Below are 15,119 nucleotides of genomic sequence, written 5' to 3'. Positions count from 1 at the left end.
CGCTGCAATTTAAGAACAAAGGTCCTGGTTCCGTAAATGAGTTTAAGATGGCATTGGAAGTGACGAAAGTCCGCTCTACAGGGTCCACGATCGGGTTTGCCGCCCGCTCGACGGTGGCCGGATTGCGGAACAGAGCCAGTTCAATGTCCTTGCGATATGTCCGGTCGGCTCATCGTTTACGCCGCGACGACCGGGAAACGCTCCCTGTTTCCCGCGTCTCGACGTCCTCTCCCGAGAACTGACTGCACCAAGCCTTTTTAATCTCTTTTAGGGGTCTTTGACCTACCATGCGACAGAGCCAAACCGAAGATCGCCTAAGGGGATAAAAATGCCGGACAAACACGACGTCGAGAAACTGAAACTCATCGACGCGGTCCACGCAAACCTGAGTAAAGAAGATCCTGCCCTGGCCGAATTTTCCAGCGCGTTCTATGACAGGGCCGCTGCCGAAGATATCGTCACTTATTCGACCGAAGAGCTGACCGGTTTTGTCCGCGATGCCTGGCAGGATTTCCAGAACCACGAGTTGGGGACGCACAGGGTCAGCATTTCCGACCCCTCATTCGAAACGAAGGGCAACAAGGTCAACGGGCTGACGGTCATTGAGATCGTCAATGACAACATGCCCTTCCTGGTCGACTCGGTGATGGACGAGTTACACGACAGCAAGCTTGAAGTGCACCTGGTCCTGCATCCGATCTTCATCGTTGAACGGGACGAAGACGGCAAGCTCACTTCTGCCATTGCACGCAAGAAGCCGCCGAAGCGCAAGGACCGGCAGGAAAGTCTGATCCACATTCACGTGACCCGGATCGATTCCGAAGAGGCCAGGTCCGCGCTGAAACAGCGTCTCGACACGGTGCTGAATTCAGTCAGGTCCGTCGTCACGGACTTCAAGCCGATGCAGGAACGTCTGGCTGAAGCCATCGATACTTACAAGACCACCCAGATCCCCGGCAGCAGTGACGACCTGTGGGAAGCCATTCACTTCCTCGAATGGATGGAGAACGACAACTTCATCTTCCTCGGCATGCGCGAATACAAGTTCGAAGGCGGCGTCGAGGAAGGGGAACTGTCGCCCCACGAAGGAACGGGTCTCGGCCTGTTGGCCGATCCGGACGTGAGGGTGTTGCGGCGCGGGTCCGAGTTCGTCCAGATCACTCCGGAAATCCGCGAGTTCCTGATGAAGCCGGAACCTCTGATCATCGCCAAGGCGAATGTGAAGAGCAACGTGCACCGCCGCGTTCACATGGATTATGTCGGTGCCAAGCTTTACGACGATGACGGCAACATGGTCGGCGAATTGCGTATCGTCGGTCTGTTCGCTTCGACCGCCTACACAGAACCGACCAGCACGATCCCGTTCCTGCGTCGCAAGGTCGCCAGTGTCCTGGCGCGGGCCGGCTACGGTTCAGAAAGTCATTCCGGCCGCGCGCTCAGAAACGTTCTGGAAGCCTTCCCGCGCGACGAGTTGTTCCAGATCGAGCGTGAGCGCCTGTTCCATTTCGCCATTGCGATCCTGCAGCTGGACGAACGCCCGCGCATTCGGGTGCTGTCACGACCGGACAAGTTCGATCGTTACGTGTCCATTCTGGTGTTCGTTCCCCGTGATCGCTACTCCACGGAAGTCAGGCTCAACATCGGCACTTATCTGGCCAATATCTACGAAGGCCGCCTGTCCGCCTGGTACGTGACCTATCCGGAAGGACCGCTTGCCCGGGTGCATTACATCGTCGGACGCGACACCGGCGAAACGCCGAAACCCGAACAGGAAGAACTTGAAAACGCCGTCGCGGACATGATTCGGACCTGGGCGGACAGTGTTCGCGACGCCTTGAACAAGGAGTTTGCCCCGGCCCAGGCCCGCCGGCTGGCAGATCGGTACGCCCGGTCGTTCCATGGCGGCTACAAGGAAGTCTACAGCGCTCAGTCCGCCCTGTTTGATATTGTCAAACTGGAAACCCTGTCGGATCTGCACGACACGACAATCACGTTTCATCAGCCTTCGGAAACAGAGAAAAACCGCCTGTCGCTGAAAGTTTATCACTGCGGCTCGCCCATACCGCTATCGGCCCGCGTGCCGCTTCTGGAGAACATGGGTTTCAAGGTCATCAACGAGAGGACCTACCGGGTGACACCGGCCGATGCCCGTCTGTCCTACCTTCACGAAATGACGCTTGAGTCAAAAACCGGCGAAGACATCGACTTTACCGAACAGTTGCAGAGCCGCCTTGAAAGCATGTTCATGGCGGTGTGGACCGGCAAGGCCGAAAATGACGGTTACAATCGCCTGGTCCTGACGGCCGATCTTGCCTGGCGCGACGTTGCGGTGATCCGTGCCCTGTCCAAATACCTGCGCCAGGCCGGCATCCGCTTCTCCGAAGACTACATGTGGTCGACTCTCAACAACTACCCGACCATCACGGCGAAATTGCTGGAATTGTTCCATCTTCGCTTCAATCCTGAGGTTACGGAAAAGGACCGCGACCTTGGCACCGAACGACTGCAGGGTGAACTGATCGCGGACCTGGAGGACGTGTCCAGTCTCGATGATGACCGCATCTTGCGACGCTTCCAGAACACGATTGAATCCGTCCTGCGCACGAATTTCTATCAACTGGACGACAAGGGCCAGCCCAAGCCAACCTTTGCCTTCAAGATCGACAGCCGTCAGATCAGTGACCTGCCGCAACCGCGGCCGTTCCGGGAGATCTTCGTCTATTGTCCGCGCGTCGAAGGCGTCCATCTGCGCTTCGGCATGGTCGCTCGCGGCGGACTGCGCTGGTCTGACCGCGCCCAGGACTTCCGCACCGAAGTGCTCGGCCTGGTAAAGGCGCAGCAGGTCAAGAACGCCGTGATCGTTCCTGTCGGTGCAAAGGGCGGCTTCGTTCCGAAACAGCTCCCGCCGATGAGCGATCGCGAAGCCTGGTTCAAGGAAGGCACGGAAAGCTACAAGATTTTCATCAATGCGCTTCTGGACGTGACCGACAACCTGGACGAGGACACAATCCTTCCTCCGGAGCGGGTTCAACGGTATGACGTCGACGATCCCTATCTCGTGGTGGCAGCCGACAAGGGCACTGCTACCTTCTCCGACACCGCCAACGACATTTCCGAAGGGCGGGACTTCTGGCTCGGGGACGCATTCGCCTCTGGCGGTTCTGCCGGCTACGACCACAAGAAAATGGGTATAACCGCGCGCGGTGCCTGGGAAGCGGTCAAGCGTCATTTCCGCGAAATGAACCGCGACATCCAGACTGAACCATTCACCGCGGCCGGCGTCGGTGACATGTCCGGCGATGTGTTCGGCAATGGCATGTTGCTGTCCAAGGCGACCCGCCTCGTGGCTGCCTTCGACCATCGCGACATCTTCATTGATCCGGATCCGGACCCGGCAAAGACATGGGACGAACGAAAGCGATTGTTCGATCTCGGCCGTTCCTCCTGGAAGGACTACAACACCGAGCTCATCTCCAAGGGAGGCGGTGTCTTCTCGCGTCAGCTGAAATCGATACCGCTTTCAGCTGAAATCCAGACCCTGCTTGATCTGGACAAGTCCAGCGCGACGCCCCAGGAGGTCATGACCGCCATTTTGAAGATGAACGTGGATCTGCTCTGGTTCGGCGGTATCGGCACCTATATTCGGGCCACAACCGAAACTGACGCGGATGCAGGCGACCGCGCCAACGACCCGATCCGGATTACCGCGCCGGAACTCGGCGCGAAAGTGATCGGCGAAGGCGCGAACCTCGGACTGACGCAGTTGGCGCGCATCGAATTCAGCAAGAAGGGCGGTCGATGCAATTCTGACGCGATCGACAACTCCGCCGGGGTGAATTCCTCCGATATGGAGGTCAATATCAAGATCGCGCTCGGAGCCGCAGTGAAAGCTGAAAAGCTGTCAATCGATCAACGCAACGAGTTACTGGCAGATATGACGGACGAGGTCGCGGACCTCGTTCTCAGAAACAACTATTTGCAGACACTGGCCATCTCCATGATGCATCGCCGGGGAATGGAAGACTTCGGCTTCCAGGTCCGCATGATGCGTCGGCTGGAACAGGCTGGATTGCTCGACCGGGTGGTCGAGGAACTCCCGGACGAGGCAACCCTGGACGAAATGCGCAAGGCCGGTCAGCTGCTGACACGTGCCGAGCTCGGCGTCCTCCTCGCCTACTCGAAGATCACGTTGTACGATTCCCTTCTGGAAAGCTCGGTTCCCGACGACGATTACCTCGGGCGGGAACTCTTCCGCTATTTTCCGGACCAGATGGCAAACGCCTACAAGGACGAAATCGCCGGTCACCGGCTGCGCCGGGAAATCATCGCGACCATGTTGGCCAACTCGATGATCAACAGGGGCGGAGCCACTTTCCTGACGCGTCTGATGGACCAGACCGGTGCAACGCCGACCGAAATCGCGCAGAGCTTCGTTGCCGTTCGCAACAGCTACGATCTCACTGATCTGAACAACGAGATCGATGCACTCGACACAAAGATCGACGGTGATCTGCAGCTGGAGCTCTATTCCGAGGTCCAAACTCTGCTGCTGGAACGCGTGGTCTGGTTCAAGCGGAACGTCTCGTTCGACAAAGGGCTGTCAGCCGTCGTCGAACGGTTCCGCACCGGCATTTCCGATCTGCGCGGCCGGCTTGATGCCGTTGTTCCGGAAAGGCCAAAGGCGATCATGAACGAAAAGGCCGAGGCCTATGTCGCTCAGGGCGTTCCGGAGGCACTGGCCAAGCGGATTGCCCGGCTGCTGGCCGAGCGCGCCATCCCGGACATCGTCATTGTGTCGGAGCTTACGGAAGCCGACCTGGATACGGCGGCAACGGCCTACTACGAGGTCGCGCACCACTTCCAGATTGGCGCCATGCACCAGATGGCGACCGACCTTGCGGTTCGGGACTACTATGACGGCCTTGCTCTCGACCGGGCGCGGGCGATCCTTGTCTCTGCCCACCGCTCGATTGCAATCGCCGCGATCAAGGCAGGTACCTTCTCCGAATGGCTCGCAGAGCATGAAGCGGAAGTAACGCGAAGACATCGGGTAGTGACCGAAATCCTCGATGGCGGACTGAGCGTTTCCAAGTTTTCGGTGGCCGCTGGACTGCTGGCAGAAATTTGCGGCACAGCCTGAGGCTGAAAGCATGTTATCAAGTGACAAGGTCGGCAGTTCGCTGCCGACCTTTTGCTTTTTCAGGATCCGGTCGGGATAGAATGCCAAGATGACAACTGCTTCAGACGTTTCACTCGAAAAGACAGATCGCCGCGCAGTCCTGTCCTGGGCACTTTTCGACTGGGCGGCACAGCCCTTTTTCACCCTGATCACAACATTTATCTTCGCCCCCTACTTTGCATCGGCATTGGCATCGACACCGGAGGAGGGACAATCACTGTGGGGCTTTGCCACGGCGAGCGCCGGTCTCGGCATTGCTCTGCTTGCGCCGATCCTGGGTTCTGTCGCTGATGCCACGGGCCGGCGAAAACACTGGATCTTTGTATTTTCGATTCCCTTTCTCATCTGCTGTTGGGCTTTCTGGTTTGCCGCGCCCGGAGCACCGCACGGCATAGCTATCGCAATGATTGCCTTCGCGGTCGGCACACTTTCAATTGAAATCGCGACGGTCTTCAACAACGCCATGATGCCGAGCCTGGTACCTTCCGAAAAGATCGGACGGCTTTCCAGTTTCGGCTGGGCGGCAGGCTATGTAAGTGGCCTGGTAACGCTGGTGATTGCGCTCGGCTTTTTCTCCGCCAGTCCCGAAACCGGAAAGACACTACTCGGTTTCGAACCGGTTCTGGGCCTTGACCCGAAGACGCATGAAGGCGATCGGGCAGTCGGTCCTTTTTCGGTGGTCTGGTATCTCATCTTCGTGCTGCCGATGTTCCTGTTCGTGCCCGATGCACCTCAACAGGCGAAACTCGGCCCGGCGATCCGCAAGGGCCTGAAGGATCTTGCGCAGAATCTTTCCCAAGCCTGGTCGAACGGCAACACTTTCCTGTTTCTCATCGCAAACATGATCTTCAAGGACGGTCTTGTGGCTCTGTTTGCCTTCGGCGGCATCTATTCCGCTGGGCAGCTCGGCTGGAGTTCGATAGAAATCGGCACTTTCGGGATCATTCTGACCATCACCGGCACACTTGGCCTGGCCCTGGGCGGCCCCATGGACGACCGGTTCGGTGCAAAGCCGGTTCTGATCTTTTCCCTGATTGTCCTGATGATCTGCGGGCTGGGAATGATATCCATCGACAGAACCACGGTCTTTTTTGTCATCAAGACGGAAGCGGCTCCCGAGGGAGCGCTCTTTGCCTCCCTGCCCGAACAGGTCTTTATTGGTCTCGGGGCCCTTATCGGAGCCGTCTCCGGCCCGCTGCAAGCTTCCTGCCGAAGCCTTTTGATCCGGCTGGTGCCCCGCGAGCACATGACACAGTATTTCGGTCTGTTGGCGCTCTCGGGAAAGGTTACGAGCTTTCTGGCCCCCCTTGCGGTCGGCATCGTTACCGCAATGACAAACAGCCAACCGGCCGGCATGTCCGTCATCCTGCTGTTTTTCGCGGTCGGACTGGGCCTTCTTTTGATGGTCAAAGAAAAACGCGCCGGATAAGCACCCGGCGCGTTCCAATCTCAGGCAAGCAATATCGCGGTGTCAGGCGATCTGGCGAACGTCTTCCAGGAAACCGTCAACTTCCTGCTTCAGTCGATCCGCCTCGGTCTGCAGAACGTTTGCCGATGCACTCACCTGGCGGGCAGCGTTCCCGGTGTCATCAGCAGAAGCAGCCACCTTGACGATGTTCTGTGCAACTTCCTGAGTGCCATTCGAGGCTTCCTGGATGTTGCGGGCGATCTCATCGGTCGCCAGCCCCTGTTGCTCAACAGAAGCCTGGATGCTCGACGAGATCTCGTTCATCTTCTCGATTGTCTCGGAGATTCCCTTGATCGCTTCAACCGACCCGGCCGTCTCGGTCTGAACCGACTGGATCTGCAAGGAGATTTCTTCCGTTGCCTTGGCTGTCTGGTTCGCCAACTCCTTGACCTCGGCTGCAACAACCGCAAAGCCTTTGCCCGCTTCTCCAGCCCGTGCGGCCTCGATGGTCGCGTTCAAAGCCAGAAGGTTGGTCTGCTCGGCAATGTCGGTGATCAGTTTCAGGACTTCGCTGATCCGGTTGGCCGCTTCCGCCAACCCTTCGATCTTGCTGTTGGTGGACTGCGCCTGCTCAACAGCGTGCGAAGCGATTTCCGTCGACTGCGTCATCTGACGGGAAATTTCGCTGACCGAGGCCATCAGTTCCTCGGCTGCCGATGCAACGGTCTCCACGTTTGAGGACGCTTCCTCTGAAGCCGCCGCAACGGTCGTGCTCTTTTCGCTGGTGTCATCTGCGCCGGCCGTCAATGTACCGGACGCCGCATTCAGGTCCTGCACCTGGTTCATCACCGTCTGGGTCAGCTCGGTGATCTGACGATCGAAGTTTTGCGACAGATTGCTGATGCGTTCGGCGCGCGCCAGTTGCTGTTGCTGGGTTTCTTCCTGCTCCGCCGCAAGGGCTTCCGCGTGCTGAGCCTTTTCACGGAAGACTTCGAGCGCATTGCTGATCTGGCCGATTTCGTCAGCGCGATCCGTATCATGGATCGGCTCGTCATAGCGCTGGTCAATCAGCGCCTGAATGCTGGCAACAGCCCTTTCAAGCGGACGACGTACAATCTGGTTTCCGACCAGGTAGATCGACAGGCAGACAACGATGAGAAGAACGATGCCGACGCCGATGATCATGGTCGTGATCTGCGAAGACGCAGCGTTCAAGGTCGCCTCGGGAACACTGACCACGACGGCCAGCTTTGCATCCGTGCCGGTCACCGAAACCGGCATGACAACCCGGTGCACATCCGTTCCCAGAGTATTCGAATAACCGTCATAGATCAGAAGTTCACCGTTCTTCACAGCGCTCAGAACCTTGTTCTGAGATGCGAGATCCTGTTCAGCGCGGCCTTCCGCCCATTCCTTGCCCAACAGCGCCGGGTCGGAATGCGCAATCCATTTGCCGTTTTGCGAAAGCAGCTGGACGATACCTGTCTTTAGCGGTTTCTGCTCGCCAAGGACTTCCGAAAGCGGCGTCAGCAGAATATCGCCACCTGCGACACCAATGAGCTTGGAACCGTCCCAGACGGGAACACCGAAGGAGACGCCGGTCACTGTCTTGCCGTCAGCTTCCCAGCTATAGGGTTCGGTCATGTAGTCTTTTCTGGACGTGTACGGCCCATTGAACCAAAGGTCCTTGGACATATCACCCACCGAGACTTCCTCGATCGGCCGGTAAGCAAGCGTGCCGTCCGCCTTGCGGAAAAAGTATGGCTGCCATTGCCCGCTCTTGGCCCACTTTTCGTTGCCGACGAATTCCGTGTCCTTGCCGTCCAGCTGATCGCCGACGACAACACCCCAGGCGCCGGACATGTCCTTGTCCGTCAGGGCCACTTTCTCGACAACCGCGTTCCACGCTTCGCGATCAACCGCTCCGGCAGTCTTCAACCCACTCAGCGCGCTGCCGAGGGCCTGGGCCGACTTCAGACCCTTTTCCAGTCCGCGTTGTACGAACTGGGCTTGCTCACGGGCAACGGTTTCCGCTTCCTCTCGTGCAAGCTCACTCGTAATCTGAGAAGCCTGCCAGCCGATGGCGCTAATTCCGATTGCCATTGCAACCGTAAGGGTCAATGCGCTCGCGCCGATGAGCTTTGTAGTGACCTTCGCTTTCTTCAACACCGAGTAATCTCCGCGATTCACACGAAAGCGGCCAAATAAAGACGGCCGCAACTTTGGCAAGATTACATTTCGGTTGTTAACAAGGTCTTCAACGAGAGAGCTTTTTCATGAAACCCTCTCGTCAATTCTTACAATAATTTCAGCCCATTAGGCTGAAAATCTACAATCAATGTCGGAAATGCCGCATCCCGGTCATGACCATTGCCAGTCCCGCTTCGTCCGCTGCTGCAATGACGTCGTCGTCTCGCATGGATCCGCCTGGCTGAATGACCGCGGTTGCACCGGCTTCCGCAGCTGACAGAAGCCCATCGGCAAACGGGAAGAAGGCATCCGACGCAACGACACAACCCTTTGTCAGAGGTTCGCTCAAGCCCGCTGCTGCTGTTGCATCCAGCGCCTTGCGGGCTGCAATCCGGGCTGAGTCCACGCGGCTCATCTGACCAGCGCCGACACCAACGGTCGCGCCGTCCTTGGCGTAGACGATCGCGTTCGACTTGACGTGTTTGGCAACACGGAAGGCAAACTTCAGGTCGGCCAGTTCCTGTTCACTCGGCGCACGCTTGGTCACGACCTTCAGATCGAGATCGTCAACGACACCGTTGTCGCGGGACTGAACCAGAAGACCACCGGCCACGGACTTGACGAACAGGCCGTGCGCCCGCGCATCAGCCAGACCTCCGGTCACCAGCAAACGCAGGTTCTTCTTGGCGGCAATGATTTCTCTTGCAGCTTCATCGGCATCCGGCGCTATGATGACTTCGGTAAAGATCTTGACGATTTCTTCGGCAGCGGCTGCATCCAGCGTCTTGTTCAGAGCCACGATACCGCCAAAGGCCGATACCGGATCACAGCGCAAGGCCTTTTCATAGGCAACCTTGAGGCTTGCCCCTTCGGCCACGCCACACGGATTGGCATGCTTGATGATGGCAACGGCACTCGTCCGCGCGGGATCGAATTCGCTGACCAGTTCGAACGCCGCATCCGTATCGTTGATATTGTTGTAAGAAAGCGTCTTGCCCTGCAGCTGCTTCGCGGTTGCCACTCCCGGGCGGTTCTCACCAGTCTTGTAGAAACCCGCTGTCTGGTGCGGATTTTCGCCATAGCGCATGACTTCTGCAAGGGCACCACCAACCGCACGATGTGCGGGTGTCGCTTCATCCAGTTGATCCGCCAGCCAGTTGGAGACAGCCGCGTCATAAGCTGCTGTTCGTGCGAAAGCCTTCAGCGCCAGTTTCTTGCGCAGCGCAATCGGCGACTGCCCTTCATTTGCATCGAGCTCGGCGATCACCTTGTCGTAGTCGGCTGGATCGGTGACCACGGTGACATAGGCATGATTCTTGGCAGCAGCGCGCGTCATTGCCGGCCCGCCGATGTCGATGTTCTCAATGCCGGTCGCATAGTCGGCTCCGGAGGCGACTACATCTTCGAACGGATAAAGATTGCCGCAGAAAAGATCGATCCCGGTAATGCCGTGTTCGCCCATCGCCGCCTGGTGGTCCGCGTCATCACGGATCGACAACAAACCGCCATGGACCATGGGATGAAGTGTCTTGACCCGGCCATCCATGATTTCCGGAAATCCGGTCACTTCGGTGATGTCCAGAACAGTCAGACCAGCGTCTTTCAAAGCTTTGTAGGACCCTCCGGTCGACACAAGTTCCACGCCGCGCTCGGCCAGTGCCTTGGCGAATTCGACAAGACCGGTCTTGTCGAAAACTGAAAGAAGGGCGCGCTTGACGGGAACCAATTCGGGAACAGGAATGGCTTTGGACACAATGGCCATGAGGAATGCCTCGCAGGTAGGGACGATCCGGATCTCAGGTGATGCGCGTCGCCCTAACACGTCTGCAGGAAAATCGGAAGGTTGTCTGGCAATAACCGTCCATATTGAGCCGTTGGGTCGCGCTCGGAGGCGTATTATTCCTCGAGCGGCAGCTCTTGCGGCTCCTCCGGTACATCCGCCTCATTCATCTCGTCAAAGTCGCTGGTTCCGCGCCGGCTGAGTTTGGCGGTGGCCGTCTTGCGGAGTTGCCAGCCGACGGACGGTGCTTCCAGAAGAGACCCGGCAACGACGATCTGCTCGGTTTTGCGATGGCCGTAGACATCGGACAGATAAATACTCTCTTCCAGGCTCAGCTCGCTTCCAGGCGCCTCGAACTCCCAGGCCTCCCCGTCTCTGCACACCAGAAGAACCGCGGATCCACCTCGGATCAGCGACGTTCTCAAACCTGGGTGAAGGTGAAAACGAACTGCGTAAAGCTGTTCAGGGTCCACATCGCCGACCGCCTTGAGCGTATCGATGCCGTCAAGCACCGTACCGTCAGCCGACAGGCGCAGATCGCGCTCATGAAGAACGTTGAATTCGGCTGCGTAACCGTCATGCGAGGCAGTGATCCGACTCCCGGCCTTGTCGTCCTCCCGCTCCAGCGGAACATCCCCAGGACCTGAGAGGATGGGGGCGCCAAGCAAATGCCCAAAGGGTTTTTCCGACAGAAAGCGGCAAGAGGAGGTGTCCTCTACGGTCACCGTCGAATGGGCGGCGGTTGACCGGCTCACCTTGCGCCAGAGTGGATTGGATTTCGAAGACACGCCGCAATTGACGACAAGCCTGTTCACTCCGGATGAAAACTCGAAGGAAAGACAACCGGCATGCGCGTCACCCGACACCGAAATTGCAGGAGCGGGACCTGTGTCGATCAATACCACCGAAGACGCCCCGCTGAGGCGCTGATATCCAGAATGGGGAGCGTTGACCGGTGGAGCCCCCCGGGCATCGTCATAGGCAAGGATCGTGGCAACCAGATCACTGGGTGTCGAACCCATGCCGTTGAAATGTGCCAGCGCTCCGTCCCCGTGCCGGAAAAACCGCAACAGGGGCATCATCCTGTCGACGGACTGCAGCATGGCGGGAGGCATTTCCAGCCCTTGCGAAACGAAGGCCTGACGAACCGGCAGGAGATCGGCCAGAATGTCGATCAGAGCCCTTGGATTACGGGAGATATGCCCACCATCGGGAAGGATCTGCCGCGTCAGCTCATGCTCCAGACGGCGAATGCTCTGGCGCGCAAACCGTCCCTGCCCGGCCATGGAAATACAGGCGGAGGCAATTGCCAGCGCCGCATGCAGCCGCTCAACACCATCTTCGGTTTCGTTTATGGTCCGGCGCAGGTAACGGACCTGACGGGCCAATGATTTGACGAAACTCCGATAAAACTCGGCATCACCGTCCTGGAGAATGAACGGGGAATGTGCCAGCCAGGACAGAATACGTCTTGTGACGACAGCGGCTTCCCACCCCACGTCGTGCCAGCGGCCGCTGTACCTGATCCAGTCTTCCACCAGGGCGCGGGCATTTTGCCGGGAGATCTGACTGTCGGAAGCACGCAGGTCCCTGAGCCAACCGAAACTGTGCAACTCCCGCTGCCAATCTTCGTGCACCGCCTCCAGCTCGAAGGGCGAGCGGCCTTGCGTTTCCACCAGATGACCGGAAAAAAGGAATCTTCCGCCATAGATATCGGCAGCGTTGGTTGCATCTGCAGTACGCAGATCTTGAGGAGCGATCAGAAGACGCGCGGGAACAGCCGAAAACGGCTGCATGCGGAAAATCGGTCCGCCATGCATCCATTTAAGGGTACGTTGCCAAACATGCAGGGCCAAAAGTCGCCAGACACGGCTTCTTTCACTCAGGCTTGCAATATTCACCAAACCATCCCCAGCATCGATGGTTCAAGCGCGTCTATGGGAACTCTCCGGTCACAGAACCAAATGTTAAGGTTAGCATTTCGTTTAAAGAAACATTGCAAGTGAACAGTTTATGCCACGTTAAGAGACCCGGAATCTGGCTGCGAAAAAGCCATCCATTCCTTTCAAATCGGCATCAGCCCCCGCAACATGGCAGGGCAAACAGCGTAAAAACCCTTCGTTCGTGACGCATTGATCAAGGCCGCCGATCTCTTCCGCATCGACGGCAACAAGCTCAACCTTTCCGGCCTGGCGCTCCAGAAACGCCTCGACCTGCCGTTCGCCTTCAGCTGTTTCCAGTGAGCAGGTACAATAAACAATCAAACCACCTGACTTGACCCAGGCCAGAACCCCATCAAGCAGCTCGCGCTGAATTTCACTTAACTTTTCAATATCGTACGGCTTCTTGATCCAGGGAACATCGGGATGCCGCCGGATAGTTCCCGTTGCACTGCACGGGGCGTCAAGCAGGACCGCATCAAATTGAGTCTCCGGTTTGAATTCCCTGAGATCCGAGGCGACCGTCGTCACCTTCAGGCCCAGACGGGCCATGTTCTCCTCCAGGCGCTTCAATCGGCTCTTCGAGATATCGACAGCAGTCACATCAGCACCCAACGCGGCAAGCTGCGCCGTCTTGCCGCCAGGAGCAGCGCAAAGATCCGCAACTTGCAGACCCTCTACATCTCCAAGAAGACGCGCAGGCAAGGCGGCAGCAGCGTCTTGCACCCACCAGTCGCCGTCTTCGAAACCCTCAAGGGCTTCAACAGCACCTTTTCGAGCCAGGCGCACACTTCCGGCTCCGACGATGCTACCTTCAAGTTTCTCCGCCCAGTCTTCGGGGCCTTTTTTCACAGTCAGGTCCAGATCCGCTTCGCCCTGGTGCGCCCGTGCAATTGCACGGGCCGTTTCCGCGCCATAAGAGCTCTGCCAGCTTTCAAACAGCCAGTCCGGAGTATTCAACAGATCCGCATCCAGGTCGCCCGTTATCTCTTCGCGTTCACGGCCCAGGCGGCGCAGGACGCCGTTCACCAGTCCTTTGTATGGCCTCGCTCTTCGATCCAGTCCGGCGTGATCGACCGCTAGGGAGACTGCAGCCCTGTCAGGAACATCCAGAAAGAGCATCTGGGCAATGGCAACATGAAGAATGTCGAGCACCCGGCCTGTCTTCTCCGGAATCTGGCGATCCAGCAAGCGTTCCAGAATTTCCGAGATTTCACCGCGATGGCGAAGGGAAGCCCCTACAATCGCCCGTACCAGAGCCCGGTCGTTCGCCGCAAGAGCCCGAAAACCGGAGTGCCCGGACGCAACATCCAGTTCGCCATCCAGGGGCCGTTTCTTGTGCACTACGTTTCCCAGAATGTCCGCGGCGACCTTGCGCGCGGAAAAACCCGGTTTGTCGGTCTGCTGCCGATCCTGCTTGTCTGCAGGTTTTGCTTTCTTGTTGGGGCGTCTCGTCAAAGGAGTGTCCTAATCTCGGGCTTTTTTCGGGAATAAAACCAAGCGCCGCAGACCGGACCTCCGGCTGCGGCGCAGTTCTGATCACTCTAAGCTGTGCAACGCGTCGGGCAAAGCGGTTTTTGCCGCTTCGGCGGGTGTCAGCCCCAAGGCCCTTTCGGCCGGCGGGGCTCACTATCTTGCGTCGAACCACCGGTCCCGCTCCATGGGCCGGTTTGCGGCGCAGATCCGCTGCGATAGGAGGTACGTCCACCGGTTCCAAGTCCGGAATCGGCGAGCTTGCGCAGCTCATTGATCCGGTTCTGAGTATTCGGGTGGGTCGAAAACAGATTGTCCATTCGCTCGCCGGACAACGGGTTCATGATGAACATGTGCGCTGTCGCCGGATTGGCTTCCGCATCGGGATTGTGAATTCGCTCCACACCGCCCGCGATCTTGCCAAGTGCGGAGGCCAGCCACATCGGCTCGCCACAAATCTGCGCGCCCATGCGGTCGGCGGCATATTCACGGGTCCTGGAAATGGCCATCTGCACGACCATTGCTGCCATAGGCGCAACGATCATCATCAGCAGAACACCGACAATGCCAAGCGGATTGTTGCGATTGCCGCCGAAGAAGAACGCGAAGTTCGCAAGCATCGAGATCGCACCGGCGATCGTTGCCGTGATGGTCATGATCAGGGTGTCATGGTTTTTCACATGCGCCAGCTCATGGGCCATCACCCCGGCGAGTTCTTCGGGCGTCAGCATGTTCAACAGGCCGGTCGTGGCGGCAACCGCCGCATTTTGCGGGTTCCGGCCGGTCGCGAACGCATTCGGCTGCGGATTGTTGATGATGTAGACCTTGGGCATCGGCAGATCGGCGTTTTGCGCCAATCGCTGCACCATGCGGTAATATTCCGGCGCTGAACGCTCATCCACCTGCTGTGCATGGTGCATGCGCAAAACCATCTTGTCCGCGTTCCAGTAACTGAACACGTTCATGGCCGCGGCAATGGCCAGGGCGATCAGCATTCCCGACTGGCCGCCGATCATGAAGCCGATTCCCATAAAAAGGGCGGTCATCGCCGCCAAAAGCATCGCTGTGCGAATATAGTTCATTGCCGCTGTGTTCCGTTTCCTATTCTGGCTGCAACCATCAAAAGTCGAGCGACAAATGCGCTCAATC

At 58.0% G+C, this 15,119-nt stretch carries 7 protein-coding genes; 2 read left to right on the top strand and 5 right to left on the bottom strand.

What is annotated here, in order from left to right; genetic code table 11:
- Positions 1-328: 328 nt before the first annotated feature.
- Together ABLQ08_RS30455 and ABLQ08_RS30450 are read left to right on the top strand one after the other, a co-directional pair.
- Positions 329-5,140 (top strand): NAD-glutamate dehydrogenase, encoded by a 4,812-nt coding sequence (locus ABLQ08_RS30455; protein ID WP_352950387.1) that lies wholly within the window; start codon positions 329-331, stop codon positions 5,138-5,140.
- A gap of 88 nt (positions 5,141-5,228) precedes the next feature.
- Positions 5,229-6,608, top strand: coding sequence for an MFS transporter (locus ABLQ08_RS30450; RefSeq protein WP_352950385.1), 1,380 nt, complete (start codon positions 5,229-5,231; stop codon positions 6,606-6,608).
- A gap of 42 nt (positions 6,609-6,650) precedes the next feature.
- Here the strand turns inward: ABLQ08_RS30450 and ABLQ08_RS30445 are convergent, their stop codons facing one another.
- The 5 genes from ABLQ08_RS30445 to htpX all read right to left on the bottom strand — a co-directional run bounded on the left by ABLQ08_RS30445 (position 6,651) and on the right by htpX (position 15,052).
- The gene (locus tag ABLQ08_RS30445) at positions 6,651-8,756 is read right to left on the bottom strand and encodes a methyl-accepting chemotaxis protein (protein ID WP_352950383.1); all 2,106 of its coding nucleotides are present in this window, start codon (positions 8,754-8,756) and stop codon (positions 6,651-6,653) included.
- Positions 8,757-8,922: 166 nt separating this feature from the next.
- Positions 8,923-10,539 carry a bifunctional phosphoribosylaminoimidazolecarboxamide formyltransferase/IMP cyclohydrolase gene (gene purH / locus ABLQ08_RS30440; RefSeq protein WP_352950381.1) on the bottom strand — a complete coding sequence of 539 codons (1,617 nt, stop codon included), beginning with the start codon at positions 10,537-10,539 and terminating at the stop codon, positions 8,923-8,925.
- A gap of 134 nt (positions 10,540-10,673) precedes the next feature.
- Positions 10,674-12,458 (bottom strand): heparinase II/III family protein, encoded by a 1,785-nt coding sequence (locus ABLQ08_RS30435; RefSeq protein ID WP_352950379.1) that lies wholly within the window; start codon positions 12,456-12,458, stop codon positions 10,674-10,676.
- A gap of 120 nt (positions 12,459-12,578) precedes the next feature.
- Entirely contained in the window at positions 12,579-13,955 is a 1,377-nt protein-coding gene (locus ABLQ08_RS30430; protein ID WP_352950377.1) for an RsmB/NOP family class I SAM-dependent RNA methyltransferase, read from the bottom strand.
- A 137-nt stretch (positions 13,956-14,092) separates the two neighbouring features.
- Positions 14,093-15,052, bottom strand: coding sequence for a zinc metalloprotease HtpX (htpX, locus tag ABLQ08_RS30425; RefSeq protein WP_352950375.1), 960 nt, complete (start codon positions 15,050-15,052; stop codon positions 14,093-14,095).
- Positions 15,053-15,119: the final 67 nt, after the last annotated feature.

It is taken from the genome of Roseibium sp. SCP14, from assembly GCF_040329475.1.
Lineage (GTDB): Bacteria > Pseudomonadota > Alphaproteobacteria > Rhizobiales > Stappiaceae > Roseibium.
The sequence above is the reverse complement of the archived record's forward strand: the minus strand, read 5'-3'. Positions and strand labels throughout refer to the sequence as shown.

What these genes read in the sequence shown, in the direction of transcription:
- ABLQ08_RS30455 (WP_352950387.1), top strand. Translation starts at nt 329, where the DNA reads ATGCCGGACAAACACGACGTCGAGAAACTGAAACTCATCGACGCGGTC.
- ABLQ08_RS30450 (WP_352950385.1), top strand. Translation starts at nt 5,229, where the DNA reads ATGACAACTGCTTCAGACGTTTCACTCGAAAAGACAGATCGCCGCGCA.
- purH (WP_352950381.1), bottom strand. Translation starts at nt 10,539, where the DNA reads ATGGCCATTGTGTCCAAAGCCATTCCTGTTCCCGAATTGGTTCCCGTC.
- htpX (WP_352950375.1), bottom strand. Translation starts at nt 15,052, where the DNA reads ATGAACTATATTCGCACAGCGATGCTTTTGGCGGCGATGACCGCCCTT.